General features: G+C 68.2%; 14 protein-coding genes. 2 read left to right on the top strand and 12 right to left on the bottom strand.

From position 1 onward, the window contains the following. The first annotated feature begins 23 nt into the window (after window positions 1-23). Together AC3WRN_RS01540 and AC3WRN_RS01535 are read left to right on the top strand one after the other, a co-directional pair. Window positions 24-1,319 carry a type II restriction enzyme NmeDI-related protein gene (locus tag AC3WRN_RS01540; RefSeq protein WP_492621599.1) on the top strand — a complete coding sequence of 432 codons (1,296 nt, stop codon included), beginning with the start codon at window positions 24-26 and terminating at the stop codon, window positions 1,317-1,319. Window positions 1,320-1,363: 44 nt separating this feature from the next. Next, the gene (locus tag AC3WRN_RS01535) at window positions 1,364-2,659 is read left to right on the top strand and encodes a hypothetical protein (RefSeq protein WP_492621598.1); all 1,296 of its coding nucleotides are present in this window, start codon (window positions 1,364-1,366) and stop codon (window positions 2,657-2,659) included. Between the two features lie 190 nt (window positions 2,660-2,849). Here AC3WRN_RS01535 and AC3WRN_RS01530 read toward each other — a convergent pair whose 3' ends face one another. The 12 genes from AC3WRN_RS01530 to AC3WRN_RS01475 all read right to left on the bottom strand — a co-directional run bounded on the left by AC3WRN_RS01530 (window position 2,850) and on the right by AC3WRN_RS01475 (window position 15,689). Next, on the bottom strand, window positions 2,850-3,359 hold the full coding sequence (locus tag AC3WRN_RS01530; protein WP_492621597.1) for a DUF1269 domain-containing protein: 510 nt from the start codon (window positions 3,357-3,359) through the stop codon (window positions 2,850-2,852). 32 nt (window positions 3,360-3,391) lie between these two features. Then, on the bottom strand, window positions 3,392-4,039 hold the full coding sequence (locus AC3WRN_RS01525; RefSeq protein WP_492621596.1) for a DUF6629 family protein: 648 nt from the start codon (window positions 4,037-4,039) through the stop codon (window positions 3,392-3,394). 13 nt (window positions 4,040-4,052) lie between these two features. Next, window positions 4,053-5,015 (bottom strand): cyclopropane fatty acyl phospholipid synthase, encoded by a 963-nt coding sequence (gene cfa / locus AC3WRN_RS01520; RefSeq protein WP_492621595.1) that lies wholly within the window; start codon window positions 5,013-5,015, stop codon window positions 4,053-4,055. Between the two features lie 233 nt (window positions 5,016-5,248). Then, complete coding sequence (locus AC3WRN_RS01515; protein WP_492621594.1) at window positions 5,249-6,436, bottom strand: MFS transporter; 1,188 nt, start codon at window positions 6,434-6,436, stop codon at window positions 5,249-5,251. Continuing rightward, entirely contained in the window at window positions 6,433-7,293 is an 861-nt protein-coding gene (locus tag AC3WRN_RS01510) for an alpha/beta fold hydrolase (protein ID WP_492621593.1), read from the bottom strand. The genes AC3WRN_RS01515 and AC3WRN_RS01510 overlap by 4 nt, the downstream gene beginning before the upstream one ends. Continuing rightward, a complete protein-coding gene (locus AC3WRN_RS01505; RefSeq protein ID WP_492621592.1) occupies window positions 7,290-7,772 on the bottom strand; it encodes a hypothetical protein in 483 nt (160 codons plus the stop codon). The genes AC3WRN_RS01510 and AC3WRN_RS01505 overlap by 4 nt, the downstream gene beginning before the upstream one ends. After that, entirely contained in the window at window positions 7,769-8,929 is a 1,161-nt protein-coding gene (locus tag AC3WRN_RS01500; protein ID WP_492621591.1) for a hypothetical protein, read from the bottom strand. The genes AC3WRN_RS01505 and AC3WRN_RS01500 overlap by 4 nt, the downstream gene beginning before the upstream one ends. Then, a complete protein-coding gene (locus AC3WRN_RS01495) occupies window positions 8,926-10,515 on the bottom strand; it encodes an ABC1 kinase family protein (RefSeq protein WP_492621590.1) in 1,590 nt (529 codons plus the stop codon). The genes AC3WRN_RS01500 and AC3WRN_RS01495 overlap by 4 nt, the downstream gene beginning before the upstream one ends. Then, entirely contained in the window at window positions 10,512-10,808 is a 297-nt protein-coding gene (locus AC3WRN_RS01490) for a hypothetical protein (protein WP_492621589.1), read from the bottom strand. The genes AC3WRN_RS01495 and AC3WRN_RS01490 overlap by 4 nt, the downstream gene beginning before the upstream one ends. Then, complete coding sequence (locus tag AC3WRN_RS01485; RefSeq protein WP_492621588.1) at window positions 10,808-13,267, bottom strand: phosphoketolase family protein; 2,460 nt, start codon at window positions 13,265-13,267, stop codon at window positions 10,808-10,810. Before AC3WRN_RS01485 ends, AC3WRN_RS01490 begins: the two co-directional genes overlap by 1 nt. Next, a complete protein-coding gene (locus AC3WRN_RS01480; RefSeq protein ID WP_492621587.1) occupies window positions 13,264-14,178 on the bottom strand; it encodes a ribose-phosphate diphosphokinase in 915 nt (304 codons plus the stop codon). The genes AC3WRN_RS01485 and AC3WRN_RS01480 overlap by 4 nt, the downstream gene beginning before the upstream one ends. Then, complete coding sequence (locus tag AC3WRN_RS01475) at window positions 14,175-15,689, bottom strand: thymidine phosphorylase family protein (protein WP_492621586.1); 1,515 nt, start codon at window positions 15,687-15,689, stop codon at window positions 14,175-14,177. Before AC3WRN_RS01475 ends, AC3WRN_RS01480 begins: the two co-directional genes overlap by 4 nt. Between the last annotated feature and the right edge of the window lies 1 nt (window position 15,690).

The raw sequence follows: 15,690 nt of genomic DNA, 5'->3' as shown, positions 1-15,690 counted from the left end.
CCCAGGTTACAGGAGCAACAAGGGTGGACACGAAAGCAGTCGGGCGGCTGGTCGAGCACTGGCGTGATGATGCGGGTGGCACCTACCAGAGCTGGTTCCTGTGGGATCAACGCCTGAAGAATTTCCGCTCGATCCGCCGCGGCCTGCTGGCGGTGGTGGCGGAGATCGAGGCCGGCTCGTTCGGTAATGCCTACCGTGGCTCCTCGCTGGAGACAGTGATCCACTCGATTGCCGAACAGCGACAAATCTTCCGAGGCGCGGATCATGCTTTCCTGTGGAAGCCGAAGCTGCGCATCCCGGACATCTACGAACACCGGAGCAACCAGCAAGCCTTCGGGCGCTTCCTTGGCGCCTGCCTGTGCTGTACGGAGGAGGCAGGACTGGTCGAGGCCATCCATGAGCTGGATCGCCAGGCCATCAAGGGTCTCGGCCCGGCCGCCGCCAACCTTCTCTACTTCCTGCATCCGACCTTGGCGGTGCCGTTCAACACGGCCATCGTCAACGGCTACAACGCGCTTACCGGCGCCAAGGTGAAGTTGGGTCGCTGGGAGGCGTACCTTGCGATGCGCCAAGGCATCCTCGCCCTGAACGTCGAATACCGGACACAGCTTTCCAACGACCTGGGGGCAATCGCAGGCTTCCTGTTCGACATCGGCAGCGGCCGGTACCCATTGCCGTCGGGGGCCAACACACCAGATGCGGTTTCGCAGTGGGAGGCGGATCTGGCCCGCGTCCGCGAGGAAAGCGTCGCCAGCCGCAAGGCATTGGCGGCCGCCCGGGAAGAGGACCTGACCCACACCCAAGTGCAAGGCTGGCTACGGGACCTTGGAAGAGCCTTGGGCTATGCCGTGTGGATTGCCGCCAATGATCGAGGGCGGGCTCATGCCCAGGGCACGCTTGGCGAGGGCTGCCTGCCGTGCCTTCCTGCCGCATTGGAAACACACCGCGCAGCCGACGCGATCCGTCTGATCGACGTGCTCTGGCTTGACCCGATCAGTGACCAGGTAGTGGCGGCCTTCGAGGTCGAGCACACCACCAGCATCTACTCCGGCATCGTACGGATGCTCGACCTGGCCTTGGGCGTGCCCGACCACTTCGGCGCCCGCTACTTTTTGGTGGCACCCAAGACACGGGAGAATGATGTACGGGCCCAGTTCGCCCGCCCGGCATTCAGCCGGGTGAGCGAACTCGATTTGCGATTCCTTCCCTACAACGCGCTGGAGGAGCATCGCGAGGCCATGGCACGCTTCGGCTTCGGGATGAAGGCGCTCGACGCCATCGCGCTACCCATGGTCCAGCACGTGGCTGCGTCTGGCTAGACAGCGTAGCACCGTACTGATGTTGAAAAAAAGGGAGCATTCAGGTGACCGATGACCCACTGCCGTGCGACGTCGACTGCACAAGCGCCCATGGTGATGTACTCAACCGACGATGTGCCTGTTCCGTGGTCGATGTAGGCCGTGTGCGCGACACATTACTGTCTCGCCTGCAAATCCCCCACGCGGTCGATCCCCACAAGCACGCACATCTTTTCTCGCCTTATGCGTTGTTCGTCGACCGTGCCGCCCTTACGGCCATGGGCGCAGTCGCGGCAGCCCTCTTCAAAGTTGCCAAGAATCTCGATTACATCGCGCACGTCCTGCGCTGGGCGCCTCCCATAGGCCGGCATGACCCAAACTCGGCAGGGGGTGTTCTTGGACTGGATTTCCATTTGACAGTTGCAGGTCCGCGACTGATCGAAATCAACACGAACCCAGGGGGGCTGTTGCTCAACGCGCTGCTACTTGATGACGTCCGGTCCTGTGCGCCGGCTGCCTGGGCACCCTGGACGAGCAGAACGCTGGCGTGCGAGGCCGCCTTGACGGCTTGGCTGGAGGATGCGCGGCAACAGTGCGGGCGGATGCCAGCGCGCCTGGCTGTCGTGGACGTCGCGCCGCGCGAGCAGTTCTTGTTTCCTGAATTCGAACTCTATGCACAGGCGTTCCAGGAGCGTGGGGTGGATAGCGTGATCCGGGCCCCCGACGCTCTGTCATTTAGCCCGAAGGGCCTGCGGGACGCCCACGGGCAAATCGACGCCGTCTACAACCGCCTGACCGACTTTGCGCTAGCGGATCCGGCGAGTGCGCCATTACAGAATGCCTATCTCAAACGCGCTATCGCGCTGACCCCGCACCCCAGGGCGCATGCCCTGTTCGCGGACAAGCGCAATCTCATAGCGCTTGGCGACTCCTGGCTGCTGCGGGGGTGGGGGATCGATACAGCGTCGACCGAACGGCTGGTGCAAGTGATTCCGCCGACCGTCGAGGTAGTACCCGGGAACCGGGAAGCCCTGTGGAGAAATCGTAACGGGTATTTCTTCAAGCCTGCATCTGGATTTGGTAGTCGCGGGAGCTACCGCGGCGACAAACTGACCCGGCGGGTCTGGGATAGCATGGCTTTGGCTCCTTACGTGGCACAGGCCATCGTACCGCCGGGTGCGCGCATCGTGCACGGCGACGTTTCGCTTAAAGCCGATGTGCGCTGTTTTGCGTCAGAGTCGGGTGTGCTTTTGTTCGCGGCCAGACTCTACCAGGGCCAGACCACGAACATGCGCACGCCAAGCGGCGGCTTTGCGGCCGTGTTGACCTCGCGTGCAGCACGGCCTGATCCACGGGGATAGCGGTGCGGAACCGAGCCGGCGGTCGGCGGTCGGCGCCAAGATAGCGTCGATCGAGCAGCTCGTTCTTCTTCTTCTTCTTCTTCTTCTTCTTCTTCTTCGACCGCCACTTGCACGTGGCGCCGGGCGCGGCCCGGTGGATGGATCGGCACCAGGATGCGCCAAGCGCACGTGCTCGGGGCGGACGGCGGGTTCAAGTGGTCTTCGGCGTAGCGTCGAGCGCGGCCTGCAGACGTTCTTCGATGTCCATCGGTAGCGACGTGCGCAATACACGGCCGCCGGAGCCTTCGAGCGCTTCAATGACCTTGTCGGTCGTGATCGAGCGCGCGAGTACGAACAGCGCCGAGCAGCACGAGTTAACCTCGTGGCCAAGCTCTAGGACGAATTCATCGTCAAGGCCGTAGTCGTCGAGGCTGCCTGAAAGCGCGCCGAGTCCGGCACCCGCGGCGCCAGCAATCGTGCCACCGAGCGGGCCGGCGAAGATCAGTCCGATCAGCATGCCCCAGAAAGCCCCCGTCCACGCGCCGGCAGCCGCGAGGTTGACCGACTGCTGCAGGAACAGCTTGCCCTTGTCGTTGCGCCGTACGATGACGGCGTCGTCGAGGTCGATCAGGTATTCGCGCTGCAGGTCCTGCAGCGTCGTCAGCACCTGCGCGGCGGCGTCGGGGCGGTGGTTGTAGATCACGGCGATCAGCGTCTTCATGGCAAGTCTCCTTGTGGACCGGGGGATGAGTATCAGGGTGTAACGGGTGCGGCAGCCCGCCGCGAGGCGAGCGCGATGTAGACCATCACGCTCAACACCGCGGCGAAGAAGCACCAGACCGAGATGAACCAGTGCGCGTACACCGCGTAGGCGAGGCCGGCCGACACCAACGCGAGCACGCCGAACCAGCGGATTGCCGGGCGGCTCGACATGCCCAGCCCAAGCGTCGTCGAGGCGAGGTACAGCGTCAGCGATAGGGGCAGGAAGAAGTGCGGCGAGCGGTACTCCAAGTGGCCACCGATCGGGGCGACCTCGATAGGCGTTGCCACCATGCTCGCGAGCAGGAACAGCGCACTCACGAGCCCACCGAAACCAAGCAAGGCGAGCACCTGGCGCCGCCATGGCACGGGCTCCAGCGCACGCACCGTCCAGGGTACGAACGCGGGCCATAGCAGGTGCGAAAAGACCGAATAGATCTGCGTCGCCCAGGCACGCAGCGTGGGCGCCTCCCACGTATAACTCATCCAGATGAGGCCTTCGGTCGCCTGCTGCGCGGCGAACAGGAGCGGGATCAGCGCGAACAGGCGCTCGCCCCGAGTGCGTGCGGCGCGCAGCGCGAGCACGCCAATGCCGGTGAGCGCGACACTCGCGGTGACGCTGGCGGTGGCGGAAAAGCACATGGAGGATCTCCGGTCAGCGGGGTGCGGCGTAGCCGCCCGGCACGCCGTCGCGGGAAAGGACGACCTGCCAGAGCTGCGCATGGCGGCTGCGGAACGCGGCCATGCTGGCGTGCAGGTAGTAGCGCCACATACGGCGGAAGCGTTCGTCATAGCGTGCGGGTAGCCGGTCCCACGCCTGCTCGATGTTCTCCTGCCAGGCCTGCAGCGTGCGGTCGTAGTCGGCGCCGAGGTTGTGCCAGTCCTCGAGCACGAACAGGCCCTCACTGGCGCCGGTGATCTGCGCCGCCGACGGCAGCATCGAATTGGGAAAGATGTAGCGCTCGATCCACGGATCGGTGCGGTCGGTCGAGCGGTTTGTACCGATCGTGTGCAGCAGCGTGAGGCCATTGGGCCGCAGGCAGCGATGCACGGTCTTGAAGTAGGCGCGGTAGTTGCGCACGCCGACGTGCTCGAACATCCCGACGGAAAACACCCGGTCGAACTCGCCACGCGCCTCGCGGTAGTCCTGCACACGGATGTCCACTGGAAACCCGGCGCAGCGCTCGCGCGCGAAGACCGCCTGCTCCTTGGAGACGGTCAGGCCCACGCCGCTCACGCCGTAGTGCTCGGCGAAGTGGCGCAGGGCCTCGCCCCAGCCGCAGCCGATGTCGAGCACACGCATGCCCGGCGCGAGTTGCAGCTTGCGCGCGATCAGGTCGAGCTTGGCGACCTGCGCGGTGTCTAGTTCGTTCGCCTCGGGCCAGTAGGCGCAGCTGTAGACCAGGCGCGCGCCGAGCATGGCGCGGTAGAGATCGTTGCCCAGGTCGTAGTGGCGCTCCCCGACCTCGAATGCGCGCCGACCGCTCTGGCGGTTGAACAGCCGCGCGCGCAAGGCATCCCAGCGGTCGGCCCAGCCGATGACGGCCTCCTCCAGCCCCGCGCGCAGCAGGCGCGTAAGCATCTCGTCCAGCGCCTCGCAGTCCCAGGCGCCTTCCATTTAGGTCTCGCCGAGCGCGAGTGCGCCCTGCCGCAAGAGACGGGGATGAATACCTGGATCGTGCACGCGCATGTCCCAAGGGCGCGGACCGTCGATGCGGACGTCGGCACGTAGAAGGACAGCAGCGACGGCAGCCTGGCCGGGAACCGGGCTGCGCGTCGGTGGGGCGGTATGGGGGGCGTCACCGGAGGGCGCGGCGCGGTGGGCGGCAGGGAGAGTGGTCTGGGACATGGTCATCGTGCGTGGGTCGGGATGGGAAGGGGAAGACCAGCTGGCGAGCGCCGTCGCGCCAGCGCGAGAAGGGCGGCGGCGAGCAGGGCCACGAGAAGGGCCCCCAGGGCAGTATTCCCAGCGATGGTCGCGGCGAAGGCAACGCCACCTGCAAGACTGCCGAGCGTCTGTCCTGCGGTTGTGACCGAAGCGCGCCAGCCAAGGCTCGTGGCTTGGGCGTCACCCGCTGCGCGGGAGATCCAGTAAGTGAGTGCCGGCTGCAACACGCCGGCGCCAGCCGCCACCAGGACCACCCCGCCCGCACTCGGCCACGTTCCTCCAAGCCAAGCGAGCAATGCGAGGCCGGCGGCGGTGGCAACGAAGGCAGGCCCGACCCAGCCGAATGCACGCAGCGGATCGTGGTGCGGACGGAACACGATCGATTGGCTGAGAAGCATCACAACCCCGCAGCCGGTGAACATGAAGCCGACCTCGCGGGCGGACAAGCCCTCCACCAGGCGCGCCCGCGTCGCGAGCCCTACCTCGTAGACGCTCATTGCCGCGGCCGCCAGTGCGGCCAGCGCGAGCAACACTGCGACGTCGCGATGGCGCGGGCGCGCACTCAAGCCCGGCAAGACAATGGCTGTCGACGAGATCCCCGGCAGCTGTGCTGCGGCCGCCAGCACGAGTACCGCGACAGCGATTAGGACCGGCGCGGTCAGGTCTCCGTCGGTCGCTATCGCGCCACCCACGCCGGGACCGAACAGTCCGCCCACGAGCGCGGCGCGGCTCAGATTGGCCAGCCGCTGTGAACGGTCGCCTTCACTCGTGGCCGCATGCGAAGCCGCGGTCTGCAGTGCCGGTAGCGCGGCACTTGCGAAGACGCCCTGCAGGCCGCGCGCGAACAGCAGCATCGTTGTTCCGGAAGGCCACAGGAGCATGGTCATCGCGACGGCCTGGCCAAGCAGACTGAGTCGCACGAGCTGGTGTGCCGGGAGACGGCGGCAGGCCCTTCCCCACATCGGCGCGGTTACGACCATGGCGGCGCTGTAGACCGCCATCAGCTCGGCCGTCATGCGTGCCGGCGACTGCGCCGTGGCCACAACTGTGGGCAGGACCGGCAGCACCACAGCGTAGGCGAGCGCGACCGCTGCGCTGGCTGCCAAGGCTGGCAACGTGTTCACGATGCCGCCGGGTGCGCGCACGGTCATGGCGCGATCGCCCCGGCGCGAACGCTGCGGGGCCATACCGCTTCGCAGAGCACGTTGACTTCCGTATGGCAGGCTCCCGGAGCGCGCAGCCAGGGATGATGGTCGGCGTCCAGCATTACATGGCGCCACTGCGGGAACCGCGCCGCGAGCTCGGTTACCCGCGCCGGCGGTGCCGTCAGGTCGCGTGTGCCGTGTACACACGTCACAGGCAGGCCGGGTGGTAGGGCCGCCGCCTCGACGCGCACGTCATGCCGGTAGAGCACCTCCCACAGCGAGGTGGTAGACGAAGCCATATTGTGGAGCACAAGGTCGCGTGCGACCTCCGGCGGGACGTCGCGCACCAGATGCGGCAGCCAGTGGCCCGCCACTCGGCGGGTGACTAGGCACGCGAGTGCAGTCGCCAGCATGTTCGTGTAGACCCAGCCGCCGCGCTGGCTGGCGAACCATTCGACTGCACCGGCGCGTGAGCCGTAGTCGGGCAGGCCGAGCAGGCACAGTGCCTGGACCCGGTCGGGGTGGCGGGCGGCCAAGGCGACCGCCAGTGCCGCGCCGAGCGAATGGCCGACGAGGACGCGGGGCACACCTGGTTGGAGGGTGCGCGCGAGCGCGTCGACGTGCCGCTCGACCGTATAGCGGCACCAGGGCCGGGGCGAGTGCCCGAAACCGTAGAGATCGACCAGTTCCGTCTGCGCATGCCGGAACACCGGCGCCACCGGCGTCGAGGTCCAGTAGCGCGTGGTGCCACCGAGGCCCGGCAGGAAGGTCACCCGCAGTGGTCCCCGGCCGAGAGACTCCATATGCAGACGTTGGGGGCGCTGCGGATGTGCGGGGTCGGCGAAGCCTGGCAGCAGGGTCATGGATCGTGCGCCAGCGTATAGGCAAAGCGGGCGACGATCGACTTGGGTTCGCCAGGCACGCGCAAGACGGTGGTGAAGACATAGCGCCCCGGGCCCGGGAGCACGAACACGGCGCCGTAGCTCATCACACCGTTGATCGGCATCGGCGCCAGCGTACGGCTCACGGTCCGCCCGGCGATCGGCACGCTCGCGGTGACCTGTGCATCGGCCACGCGCGCGCCATCGCGCCGACGCTCGGCAGCGACCAGCAGGTGGTGCTCGCGCGCATAGTCCCCGCGCGGCAGCCCGTGGGCGTCCCGCGGCCCTTCGCTGTGGCCGCCAACCGCCGGCGCGGCGATCGCGACCGGCACCATGCCGAAGTAAAGTGTGTAGGCACCGACCTGCTGGACGGAGCCGCCGACGGGCACCGTTGCGGCGCGGGCAGGATCTGCAAGCACCGACAGCAGTGCGGTCAGCAGCAAGGCAAGGACACGCTTCATGGTGCAACCTCCGTGGTGTCATCTGGCAGGGGGGACGGGCCGTATGCAGGCACGGGGAACGCCCATGCGCGCGTCGACTCGGCCAGTTCAAGCTCTTCATCCACATCCACGCGCCAGGCGCCCGGGCCCCGGCCAGCATCGAGGCGTGCCGCGCCCGTGCGATTGCGCTCCGGATCGAGCACGAGACCGAGCGGCAGCAGCCGGGCGGCGATGCGATCGCGCAACCGGGGTGCCCGGCTGCCGCTGCCGCCGCAGAACACGACGTGATCCATGCCGCCAATCGCGATCGCCATCGCCGCAATGGCCTGTGCGATGCGCACGGTGAACTGCTCCAGGGCGAGTACGGCGTCTGGCCGCGTGTCGTCGAGCAGCCGGCGCATGTCGCCGTACCCGGCGATGCCCGCGAGGCCGGCCTCGTGCAGCAGGCGCTGTTCCAGCAGCGCGGCATCGGCGCCGCCGCGCAGCAGGTGGAAGATGACGCCCGGATCGAGGTCGCCGCTGCGCGTGGGCATCGGCACGCCGCCTAGGGGGGTCATGCCCATCGTGGTGTCGATGCTGCGCCCATCTTCGATCGCGGCCACACTGCAGCCGCCGCCGAGGTGGGCAATGACCACACGGCCGCGCGAGGCGCCGGGCGCGAGCGCTTCGAGCCGACGCAGCGCTGAAGCAAACGCAAGGCCGTGGAAGCCATGGCGCCGGACGCCGGCGGCGTCCAGGTCGGCGGGCAGCGGCAGGCGCCGGCTCCATGGTGCGAGGTGGGCGTGGAATGCGGTATCGAAATCCGCACCGTGCCGCGCCTGCGGCCAGCACAGGCGCGCCGCGCGCGCCAGCGCCAACCCCCCGGGTTGGTGCAGGGGCGCGAGAGCTGCGAGTGCATCGAGGACTTCGAAGGTGGGCTCGTCGAGCGCCCGTCCGGCCTCGAACGGGCCCCCATGCACGATGCGGTGCACGACGACGTCCGGCGTTCGCGCATGCGTCGGCAGTGCGTCGAGGGCAGCCTCGAGGTCGCGACCCGCGTCGCCCGTGGCGGCCAGTTCGATCCGCGCGTCTTCGCCAAATGCGGCGTCGGCAGCGGGCGCCTGCGCGTCGAACGCGAACGAGGCGGCCTTGAGCGTGACCGAGCCGAGATTGAAGGCAAGAAGGCGGCCCGTGTTCACAGGTGCCCCGAGCGGCTGATGGCAATGACCAGGCGCAGCGTGAGCAGGCCTGCCGCGGCGAACGCGATCGCAGACAGCCACGGCAGGTGGCCTGCGATGCGCGGACCGGCGTCGTGCAGGGCAAGCAGCGCGCCGCTCACGTACAAACCGAGGGTAACCATCGCGAGCGCAAGGCGATTGCCGGTGCGGGCGACGGCGGCTTGGGTGGCCGCCAGGCCCCGGTGATGCACGGTGAAGGCGGGGCGGCCGCCGTGCAGTTGCGCCTGCCGCAGGATATCGGCCACGAGCTCGGGCAACTGGCGCGCCGCGCGGGCCAAGCGCACGGCGATGGGACGTCCCGGCCGGCGCGCACGGTCGAGCAACTCGGCGATCTCGGGCGCCCTGCGCGTCAGCGCACCCAGCAGGTCGAGTTGCGGATCGAGCGTGCGCAGCGTGTTTTCCACCAGGAACAGCGTGCGCATCAGGACCAGAAGGTGCGCCGGCAGGCGGAAGCTTGTGCCGTGGCCAATGCGCGCCACGCGCCAGACGGCCTCGGCGACCGACCACTGCGCGAGCGGGCGGCTCGCGAGCTCGCCGAGGATCAGGTCGATCTCACGCTCGTGGATGCGGCGCTCGACATGGGCGGGGAAGAAGCCGAGGCCGATGGCGCCGTCCAGCACCCCCGGTGGATCGCCTGCCCCGATCGCCTCGAGCAGCCCGGCGAACGCGAGGCGCGAGCCGGCGTCGAGTACACCAATCGAGCCGAAATCGTGGAAGCACAGGCGTCCGTCGTCCATCACGAACAGGTTGCCCGGGTGTGGATCGGCGTGGAACACCCCAGCGTCGAACAGTTGATACAGGTAGGTGCCGAGCAGCGCTTCGGCGAGCACGGGCGCCTGCGGGGTTCCGTAAGCGGATTCGAGGCGCTGGCCATGGCTCATTTCCTGCACCATCACGTCGCGAGCGACAAGCGGCTCGATGACGTGAGGGAGCGCGACGTCTGGCTGCCCGTCCAGCACCGGAGCCATGCGGCGCATGTTCTGCGCCTCGTGCCGCATGTCGATCTCGGCGTGCAGGAATGCTGACAGCTCGTCGACGAGTTCCACGGGCTGCTGGCGCCGTAGCGGCGGCCACAACGCCTGCGCGATCCGTACTGTGCGGCGCAACAGGCGCAAATCGGCGTGGACCTGCGCCTGAATTCCGGGTCGCGTGATCTTGACCACCACGTCGCGCCCGTCCGGCAGGCGCGCGCGGTGGATCTGCGCGACCGAGGCGGCCGAGAGCGGCGTGCGGTCGAACGCGGCGAAGAGCGTATCGACCGGCTGCCCGAACGCGGCCTCGATGGCCCGTACCGCGGCTTCTGCGGAAAACGGTGGCACGTCGCTGTGCAGGCGGGAGAGCGCCTCCCGGTACGGCGCCGGCAACAGGTCCCACCGGAGGCTCAGGCCTTGGCCGAGCTTGACGAAGGTCGTACCCAAGCCCACCAGCGTGGCGCTGACGCGTCCTGGCAGCTGTTCGGGCGCGCGTCGCCGCAGGCGCAGGACATCGAACCCCAGGCGCAGCGCCGCCCCTGCGATCTGCAGACCTCGCGTGATCGTTCCAGTCATGAGCCTCCACCCCCAAGCCACAGCCACGCCGCCAGGACGGGTCCCGCGGCGATGGCAATCCAGCACATCGCGTACAGCCACTGCCACACGGCCGGCAATGCGCCGGACTTGCGATCCAGGCGATGCCGTGTGGTCATGCCCACGGCGTGCGCGAGCAACCCGGCGATCAGCATCGGGAGGAACACCGGCTGGATCGCATCTGCAAGCCACGCTCCAGTAGCCAAGCCGGCGACTGCCGCGCCCGCAACCGAGAGCAGGTCTGCGCGTTTGCGCAATCGCAACGAATCGGCCATTACGCCGACCCCTGTGTCCGCAGGAGCGTGGCTGGCTCGCCGTTGCCATCGATCGCTGCAAGTTCGGCCGTGGACAGAAAGTCCTCCCGCGGAGCAGCGAGCACGCGCGCCGCTGCTTCGATGACGTGCGCCCACGTGCTGCGGTTGGCGAACAGCAGCCCGGGCACGTCCAGCGTGCCGCCACGATTGATGAAGCCCAGCGCTGCGGTCGTGGCCGGACCGGTGTCGAGCCGGCGCAATGCACCAAGAAAGGGCTCCGGACGGGTGTGCGTCAGGAACACCCGCGGTCGACTCAGTGGGAACAGCGCTTGCACCCGCGCGTCGGCATGCGCGTAGCGGGCTTCGTCGGAATCACGGGGCGCGCGGTAGCGGGCTGGCTCCCCGAGGTAGATCACGGCGGCTGCCACCCCGCGCTCGACCAGACGCGACTGCGCACGCAGCACTTCCTGCAATTGATAGGCGCCAGTGGCGACGAGCAGCAGCGCGGCCGTTGCCGGATCGCCCTCGATACGCACGGCGCCGATGGACGCGAGGTCCTGCGCCTGTGCTGTTGTCAGCACGTGCGGCACCGGGCGCTTGGGCACGACCAGTGCAGTGATGGTGCCGTGCTGACTGTAGGCGTGCGCCAGCGCGGCCGCTGCGCTGTTGCCGTCGCACGGGAACACCACGCGCGCGACATCGGCCATTTCACCAAGCAATGCCTCGACCATGGTGGGGTCCTGGTGCGACTGCTCGTTCTTGGCGTTCTCCCAGGTGTGCGAGGTCAGCACCAGCGGCGCACCCAGCCAGCCGGGCGGGCGCCCCGCCTGCGCCAAGTGGCGGGCGAAGATCAGCTCCTGCCGCACCGCGCCGAGCATCTTCGGCGCGAACGCCTCGTAGGTGACCACAAGGTTCAGCCCACCCTTGTTGCCAAGCGCCGCACACACGACGGCCTCCTCGTTGAGCGCGGTGATGACGGCGCCGGTCGTCGATTCGGCGACACCGGGCTCGGGTACCTGCACCCGGTGCTTGAGTGCATCGAGGGTGCGGTCGAGCTTGTTGCTGCGCAGTTCATCCGGATTGCCGACGCGCACGCGCAGGGCCGGATTGGCCTCGGCGATCGCGACGAACTGCTCGTCCAGGGCGGACATCGGCGAACTCGTGCCGCCGCGGGGCCGATCCGCGATCGACGGTACCCGGGGCGTCGCGACCTGGCGCGTGGCGAGTGCATGATCGCGCTCGCGTGGGCGCTGCTGGGCTTGGTGGGTGTCGAGCGCGGCGATGGCCTGGTCGAGCTCCGGTGCCGGCACGAACAGCGCGGCTGCGCCTTCATTGAACAGCGCACGCGCCTGCGCATCGTGCGCCGGGTTGCCGGGCAGTGGCAGGTTATGCGCGGCGTTGGTTCCCGCGCCAGGGAATCCGTAGCCCTTGATGGTTTCCGCGATCCCGTAGGGAAGGCGGACATCGCCTTCGGGCGAACGGCTTTGCGCCTGCAGCTGCGCCTCCATGGCGTGAATGCCCCAGGCAATGCTGGCTGGATCGCGACCGTCCATCGACACCGGATCGAAACCGTTCAGGCGCAGGTGTCGGTCGAGCCACCGCTCGCCGCCCTGCTGGGCGATCTGGCTGCGCTGCTCGATGCGCCGCCCGTTGAGGATGATGATCGGGCTGACGAGACCACTGTCCTCGGCACGCCACCAGCGCGGTGCCCAATCGCTGCCGCGCTGCTCCTCGAAGGCGCCGTCACTGAGGAACGCGACCAGGCGCTCGCCCATGAGTGGCGCATGAACGTATTGCAGCTCGGCGAAGCCGAGGTAGCCGCCTTCCAGCACGCCACCGGCGGTGTGCGCGTTGACGTGCGAGCCGAGCGGCGAGGCTGGAGTGCCGTCGGGATTGAGGGTGTAGGCGTAGAAGTCGCTGACGAAGCGGCCCAGGCCGGCATCGGAGCGGTCGTAGCGTGACGCATGTGCATCCGTCATGTTGCCAACCAGCAGGTTGAGCGCATCGATCGCGGCGACGCAGTGCCCCTGGCCCATCATCCACGCGCGGGTCACGCCGTCGAGCGCGTCCAGCAGCAGGTAGCCGACGTAGGCCGGCACCATGTTGAGCGACCCGCCGGTATGGCCTTCTGGCGTGCCCTTGAAGTCGGTCGCGTCCAGCGCGGCGCCATTGGTGTGCACGCGTTGGGCGTAGGTCATGTGCGCAACCAGCCACATGCCGGCGCTGGCAATGCGGTCGGCGGCGGCGAAACGCTGCCAGGCGGTGGCGGCGTCGGGCGTGCGGCCCCGGGCTGCAAGTTCGTCCACCATCTGGTGGACTCGGATCTGGGTCAGCGGATCGTGACGGATTACGCCATAACCGGCAGCCCAATGCGCGAACGCGGGGTCTGTTTGCCGATGGGCTGCTGCCAGTTCCGAGATCCGCTGGCGTTCGGCCGCGGACAGCTGGTTGGCGGTGCAGCAGTTGAGATGCAGGTTCATGAGTCCTCCCGCGAATCGGTCGAAGATGACATCAGCGTCGACGCGGCCGCCGCGAGCGCGGCGCCGAGCGGGATTGCGTTCGACGGGTGGGCGATGGTGTCGGTACTGACGATGCGCGCCAGGCCCGCGGCTTGCAGTTGCGCATAGGCATCGCCTGCAAAGACCGGATGGATGGCAACCAGCACCGGCGGCGGCAAGGCCAGGCGCTGCAGGTGCGCCAACGTTTCCAGGATGGTGCGCCCCGAGGAGACGATGTCGTCCACCAGCACCGGCGTGCGTCCGGTCGCGGCAGCCGCATCCGGCAGGCTGACGCGCACCTCGTAGTCGCCATGCCGATGCTTGCTCAACACTTGCCAAGGCATTCCGGCCTGCGCGGCGATGCGGGCCACCCACTGCTCGCTTTCGCTGTCGGGACCGATCAGCATGGCGTCGGGGATTGCATTCGCGATCCAGCTCGCGACAGCAGGCGTGGCTGAAACGTGCGTCGCCGGGATGCTGTAGAGCGACTGCAACCGATGGAAGCGGTGCAGGTGTGGGTCGACGGTCACCAGCCAGTCGAAGCTCTCTTCGAGGAAGCGTGCAAACAGCGGTGCGCTGATCGCCTCGCCGCGGTGGAAACGCTTGTCCTGCCGCATGTAGGCCAGGTACGGGGCGATCAATCCGACCGAGCGCGCGCCGAACTCGCGCGCCGACTGCGCCGCGAAGCGCAACGGCAGTGCCAGTGGATCGGGATCGCGCAGGCTGACCAGGATCGCGACATCCGCGCCCTCCAGTGAGTCATCGAGGGTGACCAGCGACTCTCCGTCCGGAAAGTGACGCCAGCCGACTGGGGCGAGACGCGCCTGCAATGCCGGCGCGATCGTGGCGGCCAGCGAAGCATCGGCCGGGAAGGACATCAGTACACGGTTCATGTGGCCTCCATGGCGATGTCGAACGGCATGCTTCTCGCAGCGTGCTCCAGTGCATAGGCCAGCTCTCCGCGCGATTGCGCGTGTACCTTGAACAGCGCCTGCCCGCGCGCGACCACATCGCCGATGCGCAAAGCCGTTTCCAGGCCGGCGACGGGCGAGGCGGGTGCACCTGCCAGCTTGGCAATGCGCGCCAGCCGGCGGTTGTCGATCGCGGCGATGCGTCCGCTCATGGTGGCTGCGACTTCGGCCGTGAATGGCGCTCGCGTTGGCTCGCGGAAGCCGCCCTGCGCTTCGCAGATCGCCATGAACTTCGACAGGGCCTGCCCGGATTGCAAGGCGGCGTGGGCGCGCACCATGCCGGTTCCGGCGACACCATCAGGCGCCAGGTCAAGCAACGCGCCCGCCAGGACAATTGCGCGCTCGCGCAGGTCGGCCGGTGCATCCGCGTCGTTGCGCAACACCTTGAGCACATCGCGCGCTTCCAGCGCAGGGCCGATACCTACGCCCACTGGTTGGGTGCCGTCCGAACGATAGACGCCCAGATGCAGGCCAAGCGCCGCGGCGGTGCCGCCCAGGCGCACGGTAAGACTGTCGGCGGAGGCGTCGCTGCGCACCTTCGCAGTCGGCCCGACCGGCATGTCGATCAGCACGTGGGTGGAGCCCGCCGCGATCTTCTTCGACAGCACGCTCGCTACCAGCTGCCCGTCGCTGTCGAAGTCCATGGGACGTTCGACGCGGATCAGTATGTCGTCCGCCGGGCTCAGGCGCACGTTGCCGCCCCAGACGATGCAGCCACCCTCCTGCTCGACCACCCGGCGCATCGCCGGCAGGTCAAGTGCGACCGGTGCCATCACCTCCATCGTGTCGGCGGTGCCGGCTGGCGAGGTGATCGCCCGCGAGGATGTCTTGGGAATGCGATAGCCGAGTGCGGCAACGATGGCAACGACGATGGGCGTGGTGCGGTTGCCGGGCAGGCCGCCGACACAGTGCTTGTCCAGAACGGGGCCCACGCCCCAGTCGAGCCGCTGGCCCACGGCCACCATCGCGCGGGTGAGCGAGGTCGTTTCATCTTGATCCAGGCGCTCGCCGGCACAAGCAGTAACGAACGCAGCGAGTTCCAAATCCGACAGGCGGCTGGCGACGGTGTCCTGCATCAGGGCGAGGTATTGCGCATCGTCGAGGCGCGCACCGAACACCTTGGCGCGCAGCGCTCCCGCCGAGGCGGCGGGAACGGGATGCCGGAAGCTGGCCAGCGCACCAGCTTCCGGCGCCAAGGCCAGCCAGGCAGCCTCTGACAGCGCCACTTCGTCGACGGAGACGAAGTCGCCGACCACCACGTTCAGCGTCACGATGAGGGAGCGCCCGCCCACCTGTATCTCCACCCGGGTCATGGCCGCGAAACCTTCCGAGCGGCATACCTCGCAGTCGCGGTGCATGTACACCACCGGTTGCTGGTAGGTGTCGATGCCGGCGCGGATGACGCGCAGGCGGGTATGTGTCAGTACGTCCATG

This window comes from Rhodanobacter sp. FW101-FHT13A11, from assembly GCF_058790335.1.
Note: the sequence above shows the minus strand (reverse complement) of the source record. Positions and strands in the feature narration are given on the sequence as shown.